The organism is Mycoplasmopsis caviae (assembly GCF_024498215.1).
GTDB classification, from domain to species: domain Bacteria; phylum Bacillota_I; class Bacilli_A; order Mycoplasmatales; family Metamycoplasmataceae; genus Mycoplasmopsis; species Mycoplasmopsis caviae.
The window spans coordinates 859533-876834 of sequence record NZ_CP101806.1; the positions used below are offsets into that span (position 1 = coordinate 859533).

The 17302-nt window shown below is 27.7% G+C and carries 13 protein-coding genes, 1 tRNA gene, 2 pseudogenes and 1 riboswitch; of the genes and pseudogenes, 4 read left to right on the forward strand and 12 right to left on the reverse strand.

The features are described from left to right. Nucleotides 1-25: 25 nt before the first annotated feature. From NPA07_RS04240 to NPA07_RS04250, 3 genes are all read right to left on the reverse strand, one after another. Entirely contained in the window at nt 26-2794 is a 2769-nt protein-coding gene (locus tag NPA07_RS04240; RefSeq protein WP_126118399.1) for an OppA family ABC transporter substrate-binding lipoprotein, read from the reverse strand. A gap of 138 nt (nt 2795-2932) precedes the next feature. After that, a riboswitch (Lysine riboswitch) is annotated at nt 2933-3105 on the reverse strand. A 363-nt stretch (nt 3106-3468) separates the two neighbouring features. Beyond that, nucleotides 3469-4449 (reverse strand): aquaporin, encoded by a 981-nt coding sequence (locus NPA07_RS04245; protein WP_126118398.1) that lies wholly within the window; start codon nt 4447-4449, stop codon nt 3469-3471. A gap of 39 nt (nt 4450-4488) precedes the next feature. Next, complete coding sequence (locus NPA07_RS04250; RefSeq protein WP_126118397.1) at nt 4489-5526, reverse strand: 2-hydroxyacid dehydrogenase; 1038 nt, start codon at nt 5524-5526, stop codon at nt 4489-4491. A gap of 241 nt (nt 5527-5767) precedes the next feature. On the opposite strand from NPA07_RS04250, the gene NPA07_RS04255 reads away from it, so the two are divergent. Together NPA07_RS04255 and NPA07_RS04260 are read left to right on the forward strand one after the other, a co-directional pair. Further along, nucleotides 5768-6649: a glucose PTS transporter subunit IIA gene (locus NPA07_RS04255; RefSeq protein ID WP_256553156.1), complete on the forward strand. Its 882-nt coding sequence runs from the start codon at nt 5768-5770 to the stop codon at nt 6647-6649. A gap of 450 nt (nt 6650-7099) precedes the next feature. Then, nucleotides 7100-7552, forward strand: coding sequence for a PTS sugar transporter subunit IIA (locus NPA07_RS04260; RefSeq protein WP_256553315.1), 453 nt, complete (start codon nt 7100-7102; stop codon nt 7550-7552). Nucleotides 7553-7659: 107 nt separating this feature from the next. Here the strand turns inward: NPA07_RS04260 and NPA07_RS04265 are convergent, their stop codons facing one another. The 3 genes from NPA07_RS04265 to NPA07_RS04275 form a co-directional block, all read right to left on the reverse strand. After that, nucleotides 7660-7959, reverse strand: a complete 300-nt coding sequence (locus NPA07_RS04265; RefSeq protein WP_126118394.1) for a hypothetical protein — start codon at nt 7957-7959, stop codon at nt 7660-7662. A 199-nt stretch (nt 7960-8158) separates the two neighbouring features. After that, nucleotides 8159-9340: a UDP-galactopyranose mutase gene (glf, locus tag NPA07_RS04270; protein ID WP_126118393.1), complete on the reverse strand. Its 1182-nt coding sequence runs from the start codon at nt 9338-9340 to the stop codon at nt 8159-8161. Between the two features lie 142 nt (nt 9341-9482). Further along, on the reverse strand, nt 9483-10790 hold the full coding sequence (locus NPA07_RS04275) for a glycosyltransferase family 2 protein (protein ID WP_126118392.1): 1308 nt from the start codon (nt 10788-10790) through the stop codon (nt 9483-9485). 199 nt (nt 10791-10989) lie between these two features. On the opposite strand from NPA07_RS04275, the gene NPA07_RS04280 reads away from it, so the two are divergent. Beyond that, entirely contained in the window at nt 10990-11145 is a 156-nt protein-coding gene (locus tag NPA07_RS04280) for a hypothetical protein (RefSeq protein WP_235659552.1), read from the forward strand. 695 nt (nt 11146-11840) lie between these two features. Here NPA07_RS04280 and NPA07_RS04285 read toward each other — a convergent pair. The 5 genes and pseudogenes from NPA07_RS04285 to NPA07_RS04305 form a co-directional block, all read right to left on the reverse strand. Then, nucleotides 11841-14440, reverse strand: a pseudogene (locus NPA07_RS04285) (DEAD/DEAH box helicase family protein). 1 nt (nt 14441) lies between these two features. Then, nucleotides 14442-15590: pseudogene (locus tag NPA07_RS04295) on the reverse strand (site-specific DNA-methyltransferase); the annotation flags it as partial. Between the two features lie 12 nt (nt 15591-15602). After that, nucleotides 15603-15947 carry a hypothetical protein gene (locus NPA07_RS04300; protein WP_126118388.1) on the reverse strand — a complete coding sequence of 115 codons (345 nt, stop codon included), beginning with the start codon at nt 15945-15947 and terminating at the stop codon, nt 15603-15605. Further along, nucleotides 15899-16054, reverse strand: coding sequence for a site-specific DNA-methyltransferase (locus tag NPA07_RS05720; protein WP_408634433.1), 156 nt, complete (start codon nt 16052-16054; stop codon nt 15899-15901). The genes NPA07_RS04300 and NPA07_RS05720 overlap by 49 nt, the downstream gene beginning before the upstream one ends. Then, nucleotides 15982-16197, reverse strand: coding sequence for a hypothetical protein (locus NPA07_RS04305; RefSeq protein WP_235659551.1), 216 nt, complete (start codon nt 16195-16197; stop codon nt 15982-15984). Before NPA07_RS04305 ends, NPA07_RS05720 begins: the two co-directional genes overlap by 73 nt. Nucleotides 16198-16343: 146 nt before the next feature. Here NPA07_RS04305 and NPA07_RS04310 point away from each other — a divergent pair, with 146 nt between their 5' ends. After that, the gene (locus NPA07_RS04310; protein ID WP_126118387.1) at nt 16344-16856 is read left to right on the forward strand and encodes a helix-turn-helix domain-containing protein; all 513 of its coding nucleotides are present in this window, start codon (nt 16344-16346) and stop codon (nt 16854-16856) included. Nucleotides 16857-17151: 295 nt separating this feature from the next. Here NPA07_RS04310 and NPA07_RS04315 read toward each other — a convergent pair. Further along, nucleotides 17152-17225 (reverse strand) — tRNA-Gly (locus tag NPA07_RS04315). Nucleotides 17226-17302: the final 77 nt, after the last annotated feature.

Sequence of the window (17302 nt, forward strand, 5' to 3'; positions counted from 1 at the left end):
TGTAATTTAAGTAATTTACATTATTTTATTTCTTAACACTTATATCTGCTAATCACAAGTTGTTATCGGCAACAAAAGGAACGTTATAGTTTTTGTTTACTAATGTTGGTTCAAGGTTTTCATTTGAAATTGTCTTTCTTTCATCAACTTGAATTCCTAAATAGTTAGCTATTTCTTTTGCAAGTCTTATAACTGTTTCATTTGTATTCTTTTTAACATATGAAATAAAGAATTCTGCTGATATACTTGAAGACATTGTGTAGTTTGCTGTTTCATCAAGAACAAATTTTTTGTCTGTTTCATCATATTTTAAGTGATGTAACTTTTCGCCTAGATCAAATGAATAAGCAGTAGGAATTTTATTGAAGTCATCAAGTTTGAAACCAAATTTGTAGTCATTTTTGGTATCTTTTGCAAATTCCAATAGTTTTTTTGACGCTTCAACAAGAGTAGGAAAAGCAGTTTTTAATTTATTTTCTAATTTTGTGTTTGTTGCAATTGCTAACATTACACTTAAGAAACCACTGTTTGACACACCATCAAGACCTGAACCAATACTATCAACATCATATCCTCATGAAATTATTCTAGCTATTGACCCACCAAATAGTGCATTAATTCATTGAGACTTCTCCGTAGTCTCATATCTCCTATAAGTTGGAACCAATCTTGGATCAATGCTTTTAATAAGAGATTGAACGTTGCTAAACACACTTTCCATTTTACCTGGTCTTCAGTTTGCTCATCTATGTGGAACAATTCATTCAACCTTAAATCCATTTTTTTGTTCAGAAGACAATTTTTCTTGATATTCATCTAGTATCTTTTTGATTGCTTCTTGAATTTCTTTAAACTTAGCTGATTTATATTTATCAGCAGTTGTTGTTGCTGTTGTTGCAATATTAGCATTATCAGATGGTTTTATTGTGTTTGTAATATTACCATTCTCATCAACTGTGTAAAGAGTATTTAAATCTTCATAGTAATCAATAGGTCTTTTTTTAGTATTTGATTCTTGATCAGTTCCACCAATTGAACTATGAGGAGCAACATTAGCTAGTCATGGTCTATCATTGTTGCTTGATAGGGTGTTTGCAACAGCATTTCAGTTTATAGCAGCACTTAATAACGATCTAAATGATACAGATCTACCTGATAACATATTTTCGTATAGTTGTTCATTTGTTTCTTCATCTTTTGTTCCATTTAAAACTTGCTCAGCTGACAAACCATAGAACAATTTGGCTGCATGTTCATTCAAAAACATATCTGTTGCTTTATCATTTGCGCCTTTTGCATAAGGAATTACACTTGTTAATAATCTAAATGCACCAGAACTTCTATTCAGCGATTGTTGATATGTTAAGCCATACTCTTCAGGGTTTGCTCGAACATCCGCTTGTTGAGAACTAAGTAAGTCTTTAAATGAGAATCTAAATGAATTGCCTTTTCTATATTCATTAAATGTTTGATCTATGAAAATATCACGTGATGTTTTGTAGTATTTTGTTACAGCCATAGCAACATTTGTCTCTGATTCAACAAAATCTTTGTCAAAATGAAACCTGTTCTTGTAATATCTGTATTCTTGCGCCTCTGGATAGTATCCACCTGAAAAGTATCGTCCAGCATAAAGAAGTTCTGATTCATTTTGACCATATGTGTAAACTCCAGCAAGTCTTAATAAGTTATCTTCTGGCAATTGTGATAATGCATTTAATAATGATGCTTTTGCACCCTCACCACGTTTACCATTTTTAGCTGTGAATCTTGGTTCTTTTAATGTTTCTTTAATATATTGAGATGGTGCAGCAAGGAAGTCCTTAGCTGTTGCAAAATAGTCCACTAAATCCTTAAAACTTAAAATGTCAGTCTTATTTGCAAGTGGATGAAAGTTAAGAAATTCTCTACCATCTTTTTTGCTAATAAAATCATCTTTCTTAGAAAATTTACTGCTGTCAATTCCAAATAGAGCGTAAATATATTCATTTGGATATCTTAATCCATCAGTGAAATTCTTCGTTCCTTCTGAAAGCATTTCTGTTTCATATTTATCAAGTTCAGTAACTTTGTTTTCAAGTGTTGTACCTTTTAGATAATTACCACGTGAACCTCTTGAAAGAGTGTGCGTTCTTATTCAAGAAATAAAGAAGTCTTCAGCAACAACATTATATTTTGTTTGTTTACCATAAGCATCTATTCATTTAACATCTTTTCTTATACGAAGTTGTACTTTCTTTGCGCCTTTTAATGCCTCCTCGAACTTTTTACTATTAATACTTCTTTCATTATTCGAAGTTGCTTTATAGTTTGCAAAATTATAATGAGCAGGAGTTCCTTTTGTTTGGTCAGCCGGGTTTTCTGCACTTTGTTTTAGCTCAGCATCATCTTTATCAAAAACTTCCTCAGTGTTGTCACTTTTAGTTACAACAACAGCATCGGCATATTCAAGTGAATATTTTCAATATGATGGTTCAATAATGTACTTTTTGCCATCTTCTTTTTTTGTTTCAATCTTAGGTACTCCAAATGTTCTTGCCATAAGCAAGTATGCACCAGTTTCTTCTCTTAATTCACCTAAAAATCCACCGTAAATTGCAGACATATCATTTATAAATGAGTCACCTGAAAAATCTGCATTTGCCGCACTTCAAACTCTTTGTCCTTTTAATTGATCAACACCTTCAATTGTACGCCCTTTTTTGCCGCAACTTGCACTTATTAATATTGGTGTAAGTGCACTAAAAGCTGCTAACGGGGCTAGTGATCAAAATATCTTTTTACTTTTAGTCATAAATTCCTTTCGATATAAATATCTACTTGTTGTTTTATTATTATCTTTTTTATATAAATTTAATGTTATGTGTATAAATAAAAATTTTGTAAAGCTCTCTTAAACTTCACAAAATAATAATTTAGCATTATTTATTTGTAAAGTTATAGCACCAATGGTTAAAAGGACCAAAGAATAACAAACTATTATGAATTGTTACCACTAACAACTACCGCCGTAGTTAGTAGTTCGGCTCCCATACCCTTTCTATTAGTCTCAACACATACCTGCTAAACTAATATACTTTTGTTAAGAGCTCCTCTATAACTTTAATATAAAAGCAGGTCTGTTCATACCTGCTTAAAAACTACAAAACTTATATATTTTGAAACCTTAAGAGGTATTGAATTAAGAAATAATCATCATCATGTGTGAGATAATGCAAATATTCTTTCCAATACGATTAAAGTTTCTATTTTTTAACATAACGCAATAATTATATATGCTTTTGCTTTATATTTCAACTATTTTTTTATTACCGGGGCTAAAAATTTTGCTAAAAACCAATCAAAAATATGCAAAAAGTTATTTTTAAGCATAAAAAAATGCAATTTTTTAACTTTTTGCATATTTAAAGTTTTTTATAAAAAAATTAAAAATGAATTTAACTTTTAGGTTAAATTCATCAAAAATTATTATTTTTCTACTTGTGTTTTATCACTTTGTTCACTTTGCGATACATAATGACTAGCTCTGTTGTTTTTATGATTCATCATTCACAATAGTGCACCATTACCATATTTTTCTGTAAATCCTTGTGAAAGTGCATAAAGAACAGGAGATAATAAGTTACCTAAAATCATTGAGAATGTGGCAACAATAATATCATATTTAGCCATTGCATTTAAATTCTTCATATCAAAGAATAGTGTTGGTACTTGTTGAGCTAGCCCACGTGCAGGGTTAATCGCTGCTGATCCTAGTAAAATACCCATTCAAACATCCAAACTAATAATAAAGCAAATAAATGTATCACGATATTTTGCTTCTAATCTAGGGCTAAAAATTGGAAATAGTAAAATAGCTCCTAAAACCATTTCTCCAAAGAATATTCAAGTAGCACCACTTCAAATTGTTTTATTGCTAATTGCTGAACCTTGCTTAAATGAAGAGTCAAATTGACCAATAAATGATTTTAAACTAACGTTGTGAGCACTAATATAGTGGTTAGCTTGAATACTTGCCTGAGTTGAGTTAGCTGCATAAGTTGTTGAGAATGTAACACTTGAAGCATAATGTCCAATAGCATAAATAATTAAGCCAGCGATAATTGCACCAACAATTTGGATTGCAATTTTAACAAATACATAAGTGCTTTTGTTAGTTCCACTAAGTCAGCGATAAATTGTAACAAGTGGATTTAAATCCACTGATCATCTTCCAAAGAAGATTAGACATGAACCTACAATTACAAAACCAGCATAAAATCCAACAATGACATTGTGTAATAGGTAGTGTTCAACTATTTTGTCTTTAACAATAATACTTAATCCAGCAAGCCCAAGCGAAATTCAAATTGTTCCAATAAGTTCACTAATTATATGACTAATTCAGTGCTTCGCCTTAGCTGGTTGCAAAGCATTCTGTCGATTTTTAAAATTAAAAAATTTAAACATAAATTCACCTTTTTTAATAAAAGCCTGTTTTATAGGCTTTTATCCATTTCTAACTTTTCCATTTTCCATAATCACAAGTGATTTAGAAAAATCTCCATTTTGAGCACTATCAGCATTGTCTAATGTAATTTTTGCAATTTGAGTTAGCGCTACATCTGTTAAGAACGCTTGGTGTGAAGTAATAATTACATTTTCATTACTAATTAATTCTTCTCATTCAGGATCATTCTTCTTATATTCTTTAGCTTCAACTGAAATATCTTGATAAAATCTTCCTTCTTCTCTTTCAAGAACATCACTAGCAAGACCTCTAATAATACCTTTTTTAAGCCCATAAAGAACACCAGGAATGTCAATTAACTCACCTCTAGCTGTATTAACTAAGATGACACCTTTTTTCATCATCTTAACAGCATCTTTGTCAATTAAATGGTTTGTCGAAGGAAGTAATGGTGCATGAAGCGAAATAAAATCACTTTCTTTTATAACTTTTGTAAATGAAACATATTCAAAACCTAACTCACTTGCTAATGCTGGAAAGTGTTTTTCATTATATGAGTCAAATACTAAAACACGAGCTCCCATACCTTTCATAATTTTAATAAAGCATTGTCCAATTTTACCAGCGCCAATAACACCAACTGTTGAGCCATAAATTGCTTTACCATCAAGTCCATTAAGTGAGAAATTATATTTTGAAACCAAACGGTCAGCTTTAACTATGTTTCTATTAATAGCCATAAGTGTTGCAGCAGCAAATTCTGCTACACTTTCAGCTGAATAGTTTGGTACTCTAAAAACTTTAATTCCCAATTCTGCTGCCTTAGTTAAGTCAACTTTGTTATATCCCATTGATCTTTGCAATCAAACTTTAACACCCATTTTGGCTAATAATTCAAGAATGTACTTGTCGCCGTATGTGTTAACAAATGCACAAACTGCATCAAAACCCTTTGCTTTTGTAACAGTATTAATGTTCAAGTTTTCTTCAAAATACTCAATTTGGTGTCTTGAGTTATTAACTGCATTAAAATATTTCTTATCATACTCTTTTGCATCAAAAAAAGCTATTTTCATCTTTTCTCCTAAAAAACATACAAAATTTAATTAAGTTAAACTTAATCATTATATTTAATAATTATATGGAACATATTGGCTTTTAAACTTCGCTTTTTAAAATAAGTTACCTTATTAATGTTAACATTTTCACATATTATTTAAATATTAGTTTAAAGATAAAGTTAAAATGACTATATTTATATTAATATTAAGGTATATAGTTAAAAAATCTTGTTATTTTTAAGGAGTTAATCAAATTATGGGTTTAAAAAATTGATTTAAAAATCTTTTTGCTCGTGGAGACAAAAATAAGCAACAGCCTGCATTAAAAAAGAATGTTGAAGTTTCTCAAATGTCTCGTGATATTGTAGAAGCAATGGGTGGCATTAAAAACATTACAGGCTTTAACAACTGTGCAGCTAGATTAAGATATGATGTTAAGGATACTTCATTAGTTAATGAAGAAGAACTTAAAAAAATTGGTGCTAGTGAAGTTATTTTCATCGGTAAGAGACATGTTCAAGCTAAATTTGGTGAAGTTAGTGAAAAATTAAATATTGACATTCAAGCGGCAATACCAACATTGGAAGATGAAGAAAGAAAGAAGAAAGTTATTGAAGTATCTTCTGATGTAAACTTATTTGAAGAAAAGCCAATTGAAGTTAAGAAAAGCAAAGATGACTTTACAATCTATGCACCTTGTATAGGCACTAGAAAATCACTTGAAGATTTAAGTGATTCAACATTTAGTTTGCTTGGTTCAGGTTATGCAGTTGAATTAGATTCAAAATTAAATAAAATTGAAATCTATGCTCCTATTAGTGGTACATTAATTATGACATATCCTACAAAACATGCTTATGGTATTGTTAACGAGAGTGGCCTTGAAGTACTAGTTCACATTGGTATTGACACAGTTAAATTAAATGGTTTAGGTTTTGAAACAAATCTTAAACAAAATGACAAAGTTGAAAAAGGTCAACTATTAGCAACTGTAGATCTTAAAAAATTAAAGAACAGTAAAATATGCAGTGATGTAATTATTTTAATTACAGATAATGAAAATAAAACTAAACAAACAAAATTACTTTGCCCACTAGAAATTAAAGAAGCCAAAACTCCTTGATTCAAAATGGTTTAGTAATAATATTAGTAACTCTAATGAGTTACTTTTTTATTAAAACTTAAACTTTTCCCGAGTTTCGGAGTTAGACACACTAAAAAGGCTCAATTTTTGGCAAAAAGCACAAAAAACATTAATTTTTAGGCATTTTTTAAGCTTTTTCTCAAAAACGTGTTATATGCATTTAATTACACTTTTTCCCTTATTATTGACAGAAAAAGAATTAATTACATTTAACTATTTTGTGGTATTATTTAATTTATCGGCACATTTTAACCTTAAAATTGTAAAAGTGTTATTAAAATTATTGCCAAAATTTTACCAATATGCCTATTTTATAGGCAAATTGTTCATTTTTTTAATTTTTAACTCCGAAAGTCGGAGAAGAAAGTTATTGAAGTATCTTCTGATGTAAACTTATTTGAAGAAAAGCCAATTGAAGTTAAGAAAAGCAAAGATGACTTTACAATCTATGCACCTTGTATAGGCACTAGAAAATCACTTGAAGATTTAAGTGATTCAACATTTAGTTTGCTTGGTTCAGGTTATGCAGTTGAATTAGATTCAAAATTAAATAAAATTGAAATCTATGCTCCTATTAGTGGTACATTAATTATGACATATCCTACAAAACATGCTTATGGTATTGTTAACGAGAGTGGCCTTGAAGTACTAGTTCACATTGGTATTGACACAGTTAAATTAAATGGTTTAGGTTTTGAAACAAATCTTAAACAAAATGACAAAGTTGAAAAAGGTCAACTATTAGCAACTGTAGATCTTAAAAAATTAAAGAACAGTAAAATATGCAGTGATGTAATTATTTTAATTACAGATAATGAAAATAAAACTAAACAAACAAAATTACTTTGCCCACTAGAAATTAAAGAAGCCAAAACTCCTTGATTCAAAATGGTTTAGTAATAATTCAAGTAGTTCTAATGAACTACTTTTTACAAAGTTTGACGAATCAATTTAAAAATGACCAATACGCCTTATTTATAGGTGTATTGGTCATTTTTAAAATTTTAGCCATGTGTTATAATACCCTCAATTTCATCGACTTTTCCCATCAGAGGAAGCCTTTTAATATTTAATTTTTCAATTAAATCAAGGTATTCAATTGGTTCATCAGTTCTCATAAAATACTCTGTATCATTCTCATAATCTTTAAAAGTTATTAGTTCAACTTCTCTAATACTGTTGAGTATTTTTTCGGTAGTAAATTTGTGATCATCTTCAACTATTGAGTCAATAGTGAATTCTAGAAATCATTGGAGTACAAGAACTAAATAACAAATAAGAAAATGCCCTTCAATTGTCTTCATTTTTTACAAATTTTGTATCTTTACGATCTCTAATAAAGTAGTTTTCAGTTATTTTATCATATAAATCTAAGTCAAGTATTTCAGGAGCAATTTTGCCTTTTGCTCTAATTTTTTCTGCCATTATAAAGTTAAAACCATTGTCAATTATTGCTTGTCAAAAAAACTTATTCTTGTTTATACGAAGAATAAGTCTAAAAATTTATTTATTTTCTTTTAATGATTTTGCAAAATCAATTGCTTTTCTAACGGCTTGATCCATATTTATGTATTCATATTTTGCAAGACGTCCAAGTTGATATAAGTTAGATAAACTTTTTGCTTTTTCTACATATTTATTGTATTGTTCTCTGGATATTTCATTTGGAATTGGATAATATCTTTCTGAAAATAATTTATAATTTTCATTAAATTCACCTGGAAATTCTTTTGAAATAATTGTGTTTTTTTCATTAGAAACTTCTGGGTAAAAGTTTTTATATTCACTAATTCTTGTCATTTTTGGATCTTCAGGATAATTAACTACTGCCGTTTCCTGAAAATGAGCTTTTTTTAATTCTTCGAATTTAATATTTAAAGATCTATAAGGCAATTTTCCAAATTCGAAATTAAAAATTTCGTCAATTGGAGCACAGTTAATTATTGGATTCACTATTTGTTGATTGTCAATTAAAATTTGGTTATTTTTAATTTTTAAATGATCTTTAATGTTGCAATTTAAAACAATATCAACATTATTTCCATCTAACATTTTTTCAACCATTTTTGTATAGCCTTCAACTGGCAATCCTTCATATTTATCAGTAAAATAAGTGTTTCTTTTGCTCATATAAATAGGAACTCTAGCAAATACAGACACATCAAGTTCTTCAACTTTTTTATTTCACATTTTAACTGTATAGCTTACAAATACTCTTTTGTATAATTCTTGAAAAATATGTTGAAATTTATCAATTTTTGATAATTCCAATATTGTGATTTTTTCTTGATTTGGAAACTTTTCTTTTAAATAACTAATAAATTCTTCTGCTTCATTTGGAAACAAAATATTTATTGAGTCAATATTTATTGGCAATGGAATTAGTTTATCGCCTAATTTTGCTTGCACAACATTTTTATATGAATTAAATTTTGTATATTTTTTCAAAAATTCAAATACTTCTGAATCATTTGTGTGAAAAATATGTGGACCATATTTTTGCACTCATATTTGATTTTTGTTGTAATCAAAAATATTACCTGCTATATTTTCTCTTTTTTCTATAATTAATATTTTTTTTGATTTAGGTAAATTGGCAACAACTGTTGCTGTGCTTAATCCACATCCAATAAAAATATAATCATAATTGTTCAATAATTTTGGCATATTTTTTAAAATCTTCATTTGTGCCTACCGTTTTTTGCGTATATTTAATTAATAATTTTTTAAATTATATATGATTTTATTTTTTATAAACATATTATGTTTAAAGAAGTGCAAAATAAAATGAGACTTATCGCAAATCTCATTTTTTTAGTCTAAAAAATTAAATCATTGTTTTTGTCGATCTTTCTTTTTTAGTGTTAACAAATTTCATATTAATATTTTTTTGTGCATAAATTGAAATTGGAACATTTAGGAATAAGAAAATAGGATATCCAAAAAGTGCTTTGAATTTGCTTCAGCCACTAATCCTTTTCATCTTCTTACATTGTCTTATAATGACTGCCAGACCCATAAATCAGGCTGATAAGTAATATCAAACAAACATAAGCGGTAATGATAAAACACCTAAGAATTTTCAAAAGTCTACTTGACCAAATCCTAATAAGACTCCATTTAATACTGTTAGAGTCGTGTTAAATATAAATAAAACAACGAATCAAATTCAAGCAGGTGATAGCATTGCTATGTAATCTAAATAATTCAATTTCTTTTGAGGCGCTTCAAATTTAAAGAATAAGTTTTTAAATATTTTTCCTCAAATGGTGTGTCCTAATTTAAGGTTTCCAACAGTTCATCTTGTTCTTTGTTTTCAAGAAACAGACATTTTTGTTGGTTGTAAATCGTAGAATCTGGCACCATCTACATAAATACCTTTATAGTTATTACTTAAAGCATCAAATGAGAATTCAGTATCGTGAACCATTGATTTATATTTTCCTCAATAGTCGTTCTTTTCTAAAATTTCTCAACGAACCATAAAACCTGTTCCACCAACCATGTGTGGATTTTTGAATACACTTCTTACTGTTGCAATTTGAGAAACTAAACGATAGAATTCAATTGAGTATGAAGATGAAATTCAGTTGTCTTCAAAGTTTTGTGTATCTCTAAATGATGTGAAATAATCATATTTTTTAGGATGATTAAATGCATCATTCATTTTTGATAATCATTCTTTTTCAACAATGTTATCAGCATCAAATCATGAGAATGAATCGAATGTTCCAAATTCATCTTTAATTTTTAATAAAGTTTCATGAATCGCAAAGTTAGGTCCAATTAATTCTTTATTAAATCTTTCATAAACTTTATCTGCTCCAGCTTCACGAGCAACATCAGCAGTATTGTCAGTGCAGTTATCTGCAACAACAAAAACCTTAAATTTATCTGCTGGATAGTCCATTGCTTTAAGTGATTTTACTAAATCAGCAATAATGTGTCCTTCATTGTGAGCAGGAATTAAAATCGCATGATTATTGTAAACATCGGTCTTTTTAAATTTTTTGTTCTTAATAAATAAAGCTAAAAATGTATAAGCAATTTGTAGAAAAAATATTAAGAAGAACAAAATTGAAATACCTAATGTTATATAACCAATAATAACTGTACTTAAATTAAGCTTTTCCATTTTTTGATTTTCCTTTTTTTATAATTTTTTATATATCTTTAAGGACTAGTGAAATTTATAAATTTTTTTACATTAATATTTATAGGCACTTCACTTTTATAATTTGCAAATTTATACAATAACACAGACCGTAATAAGATTTTAAAATTATATATAATTTTAAAAATTTATAAAAAACTTTAATAATATAAATTGCAAAATGAAAAAAATTTCATATACTTTAGTATATGAAGTGTTTATTTTTATTTTTGGTTCGTCAAACTTGCGAGATAATGAAAATAAAACTAAACAAACTAAATTACTTTGCCCGCTAGAAATTAAAGAAGTCAAAACTCCTTGATTCAAAATGGTTTAGTAATAATTCAAGTAGTTCTAATGAACTACTTTTTTATTAAAACTTAAACTATTTCACAGTTTATACTACTAATAGGATTTAATTGTATATTTCATTGATGAAAAATTAAATTGAAAAAGTGAAATAGTACATTCAACAATTTCACAGCAAAAAATTCATACATAATTCTTCACGCTTTTTCACAAGATTGACAGTTTGAAAATTGACTTTCCGGATTTGCTTATTTTATAGGTATTTATGGAAAATCTATTTTTTAGTTTCTAGTAAAACCTATTTTAATTTGTCATCCTTAGATGGTTTGAAATGTGTTTACAATTTAATAATTTCTCATAAATTGTGAAACTTTTACTTTTACAAACTCGTATGAATTTTATTATCTACTGTCCTTTTCAACTAATGATGCAAAGTCGTTTTAAATATCACAATACTCATGAAAAAGATTTTTTAAATCATCATATAACTTATTAGATTGTTCTTGTACTCCCGACTTTTGGAGTTGCGGCTTAAAAAAATAACCCATATGCCTATAAAATAGACATATTAGGAAATTTTAATTATTATTTTTAATAACACTTTTTGCTTTTTTGTCTTTAGATTATTTATTCAATGGAAAAACAGTAGACAAATTTTTGTTGCTTGTTTTTACATTTAATGAGATTCTTTCTTATTTTTTTCTGGCATATTATTTTATCCATTTAAGCAATGAAATTTTTATCAAAATACTCATTGAAGTCATCAAGAGTGTTATCTTGATTAAATAATGGTGTTCCCCAAATTTTATAATCATTATCATCAGCAAATTTAACTATTGGAACAGCTGATTTTGAAAATTCTTTTAATGCCTCTCCCTTCCATGAATCTTTTTCTAAAAGATGTCCTCCTTTTGCCTCAACAAATATATTTAAATATAAATTTTTTGGTTGTTTTTTCTTAATTAATAATAAAATGAAATCTGGCTCAAAAGCCTCTCCGTTTTCAAATGAATATACCTTTACCTGTTTTTCATTTCTTATTACATATATTTTGTCGTAGATTTTTCTAAGGCTATCAATTTTGGATGCAAAATATTTAATAAACAATTTTTCTTCTGTGGTTCCATAATTATTATTGAAAACATACCAATCTTTATCAGTAACATCATATCTATATTTTTCATCTATACATTTATCATTTTGAGGAATTCCTTCTCCATTATTAAAATCCAATCTGTCTTTACTATATTTTCTAACTAAATTTGTAATTTTCTCATTAATTGGAACAGCTCTAAATTCTTTAGTCCCTTCATAAGTAACTTGTATTTTACTAACAAAAGAAGATACTTGTTCCATTACTTTTTCACACGCTTTTAATTGGTCTTCTCGAGTAACAATTTTGCCATCAAATTGATAAAAAATAATTCCGATATTTCCTAAATACGAATCTGATGTTAAAAATTCCTCAATGTTATTCAAATTTGGAAATTTACTTTTCAAAAAATCAAAACCTAATGATGCACTAAATTTTCTATAAGATTTATACAAAATAGATAAATCAATTTCAGACATTTTTTTAGTGCATACTTCCTTTCTGGTTAAAGAGTGCTCGCTAGTTCTTTCGAACAATAATCCTGTTTGTGAAGAAAAAGAATAACAATTAAAAGAAATAATTAAATTCCTGATTGCACTTGGTAAGCTAGTAATTGAATTTCTGGACTTTTCGACCTTTTCATTTACAAAAATATAACCAGTCCTATAAATTGGATTCTTTTTAAAACTATCCTTCAAACAATAATGAACTTCTATTGTTTCTTCTGCTGGTGTTAAACCAGTTTCAATTAAAGCACGCTTAAGTTCTTCTATATATCTAGAATCCTGCATGCAATGATATATTAATGTTTCACATATAGCTTCTGGTGTCCCAATAACATTACTATATTTACGTTTTTCTGGTACCTGATCGCTTTCAAATTTGAACGGATGATATCTAGCACCACGGCCTATTAGCTGAGCCTCACTAATTGTATATTTTGATACTGTGCCTTTAGCTCCGCCTTGTCTGGTATCATAAAGACGCACAATATCGAACAAGGATAAAACATCCCAGCCTTCAGTTAATTTATCAACAATAAAAATTAATCTATACTTATTATCTTTTTCATCTAGATTATTAACTATATTTTCATTTTCAGGGTCTAATTTATTCATGTTTACGGAGAATTCTTCTGAAAAATCTATTTTTAACAAATCAATTAATTTAGTATCAGTTAATCTATTTTTGGCAAAAAAATCAAAAGCATTGGCTAAAAAAACATTAGAATTAGCACCAGATTTTATCGATTGAATTGTAGCCAGGTCTAATGACTTTAACTTTTCAAAAAATTCATCATAAAAAGTTTTAGAGTCATTTATCGTTTTTGATTTTAATAAAACAACAGGTTTTATAGATATGTGTTTGCTTTCAAACATTAATTTTCTAAATTCACTTAAGATAAGAGCTTGCAATGTTCTTGTGAATTTATCTCCGTTATTTTGATTATTAGAAAATTCTTTTGTGTATCCAGCTTCTCTAAACTCTTTTAATCTAAAATTGAATATTATTTTATCCTTGTATTTTGCTTCAACATTTGGATCACGAAGATCACATGTTGCAGTGTACTCCAATAAAACATTATCTTTATTTGTTAAAAACATTTTATAAACAATATCTTCCCATGTTTGATTATCTTCATTTTCCTGCTTATCTTTTATTGTTGTTGTATTAAGATGGTGTGCTTCATCAGCAATTAGAACAACCTTATCATTTTCAAAGTCAGATATATCCAATCTGCCTTCATGAAGAAGGTTTAATGAACTTTTAATTCCCTGAACAGTGTTAAAGCAGATATTTACAGAATCTTTTTCACTTTCTTGAAAAGTCTCTACTACATTAATTGGCACATATTTTCCATCTATGACTATTCGATCAGAAAATAAAAATTTAATTGATTCCTTTTTTGTAAAATTTATTTTAGTTTTTGATACAATGTTCGTTCTATTTGTAAAAAAATAAAATTTCTATATCCTTTTTTATAGTAATAAAGGATATCCATTGCCATTATGACTGTTTTTTCGCTTCCAGTTGCCATATGGTAAAGAATATGCGTTTGTTTATTTTTCGATAATTCAGACTCAAGATACACTAATGTATAAACTAAGGCATCATTTTGATAAGTTCTAAGTTTAATATTTTTTGATAAATTATTTGCAATATATTCAGGAACTTCTTTTTTTACAAAACCTGATTTTAAAATACTATCAATTGTTTCAAATAGATACATATTATTTTACCTCATAGAAACTACGCGTAAATTGTTTATCATCATCACTTATTTTATTTTTGTTATCATCTATATCTGAATAATTAACATATAGTGTATTAACATCAATCAATTCAAATAATACTTTTTTCTTTTCTTCTAGTGTTAATTGCTTAAATTGTGACATTCCTTCCTCAGATTTAGCAAAATATGCATCACACCTATAATTCAATACAAAGGGATTGTTTAATATTTCAGTTAATAAAGTCACACATTGTTCATCATTAGCTTTATTAATTTCTTCGAAGTATGAAATACTGTTTTCCATTAATTCTAAACTAATAAATGAACCTCCACCTGTCCAATTTACACTTTGTGTTATTCCATCCTCATCTAATCCATCAACAATTTTTTCATGTCTAGGTAAAACAGAACTGTTAAAATAATTCATTTGATCTATTCCAATATATCTTCTTTTCATCTTATGTGCAGCGGCGGATGTTGTTCCACTTCCTAAGAAGAAGTCCAAAACTATGTCGCCTTCATCGGTTGCTGATTCAATTATTCGCTTAAGTAATTTTTCGGGTTTTTGTCCTTTAAAGTTTCTGCCATCAACTATGATGGTCTCGCCAACTCTTGATGTGGAACTTTTGATTGCAATGCTTTCTAAATCATCTCATTTATTGCAATTCCATGTATCTTCTAATGCGTATCTTTCTCCTCTTGATTCGTGATTGATATATTCTAATATTTCGAGACATGTTTTTTCGCTTATTCCTCTTTTTGCAAATTCTTTTATTAAATCTTTACTAGGTTTAACAATTTCTTTAAAATCCTTATTTTCAATATAGTTTTTCTTAAAATCTAATAATTTTGAATTCTTAGAATAGAATAATATAGTATCATGATTTCTTACAAAACTATTAACCATCGTTTTGTATCCAGAAAGAAAACCCATACGCCAAATAATTTCTCTCTGAAAATTATCAGGTCCAAACACTTCATCCATCAATACTTTTAAATAGTGAACCTCATTATAATCAATAGTTAGATAAATACTCCCATCATCAGATAATAATTCCGTTGCAACTTCAAGTCTATTCTTCATAAAAGTTAACCAACTAGAATGATTAAAACTATCATTGTATTGGAACGTATCACTATCGGTGTTGTATGGAGGATCTTAAAAAATAAGTTTTACCTTTCCTCTAAATCTAGGTAACAATGAATAAAGTGCAAATATATTATTACCTTTAATTAATAAATTTTCCTCATTGTATTGTGTTACATTTTGATAAGAGCCATTGATATATTTTTTTATTTTTGTAAAACATTTAGGTAATGTTAAAACATCAATTTCATCTTTTTTTATTTTTGTGTTAAAAAAGACTTCATTTCTTTTCTCGTCACCCTCTTTTTGATCACCAACTAAAAAACAATCTTTGAAAGGAAAACTCAAACAAACGTCATTGATGTTTTTTATAAAACTGCCATCAGAGTTAATAAGTCCAATTTTGTTTTTATACATAGTATAACTATCTGGTAAAACTCTTTATTTGAAATTAACCAAATGAACTCATTTCTATCAAAAACTTGTACGCCATTAACTTCTTTAAAAAATCTTTTTTTAAATAATCATTTGATAGAAGAGCGGAAATTAAATCAGTATTTAATTGTAACGCTGACACCTTTGTGATTTCTTTGTTTAATTTACCATGTCCATCTAAAAAAATTTTTTTATCTTTAAATGTTTCTTTTAAAATCGAATAAATGTTCATATAACCACCTCAAAACCGAATTATACAATTTTTCATAAAAATTGTCTAGTATACAATAATAACAAGAAACTATATTTGTTCAATTTAATTGATTTTGTCCCTTTTTTAAGAAAAATTATTAAAATTTTAGAAAAGGAGAAAGAACTATGAACCTAAGTGGCGAAAAATTAATGAAATTAACATTATATGAGTCTAAAAAGCTCAGAAGTCTAACATTTATTCTAAAAGAAACAAAAATGAAAGCAAGACAAATTGCTAAACGTCTTGGTATTTCAGTAAAGACAGTTAGAAGATATAAAAAAGAATTGCAAGACACCCCTGTTATTAATGAAAACGGAACAAGAATACTATGTATTCAACATAAAAACAAATACAAACCAAATCAAAGAAGAATTGATGATGCTGTGTTTGAAGAAATAGGAAAAAAGTATTTTGAGATTTGTAAAGATCAGGAAAGTAGAAGAAATAGTGAATTAGTAATTTCTTTTAGTGATTTTTATTATGAATATGTTAAGGATTTTTATCCTATTAGTAGATCGACATTCTACAAAAGAATGCTTGAACAGGGTTTTTGCAGTGCTTTCGCAAATAAAAAAACATTAAGAAAAGCAAAAAGAAATTTAAATATAAAGATTCTTGAAAAGAAGTGTAAGTTTTAAAACAATTTGAGCTCTTTTTTATGTTTAATTCCAAAACAATTTAGCGCTTATAAGTACTAATTTTGTTTTGGAATAAACTATTATTTTTTAAAATAAAAATGAAGAATTAAATTCTCCGTTTGAAGTGAACCCCTAAAGTTGTACAAAAGAACTTTGGGGGTTCACATCACTTTTTTGCCTTTATATTTTTCTCCCTAAAGAGGGAAACATAGGAATAATATTAGTAACTCTAATAAGTTACTTTTTTATTAAAAAAGTCTTCCATTTAAGGAAGACGAAAGGAGATATAATCAAATGGAGCGGATGACGGGAATCGAACCCGCATAGTCAGCTTGGAAGGCTGAAGTTCTACCATTGAACTACATCCGCACTTGCTTTAAAGCATTGTTATTATAGTATAAAATTCATTTATAAGAAGCAAAAAAAATAAAATAATGAACCTCATG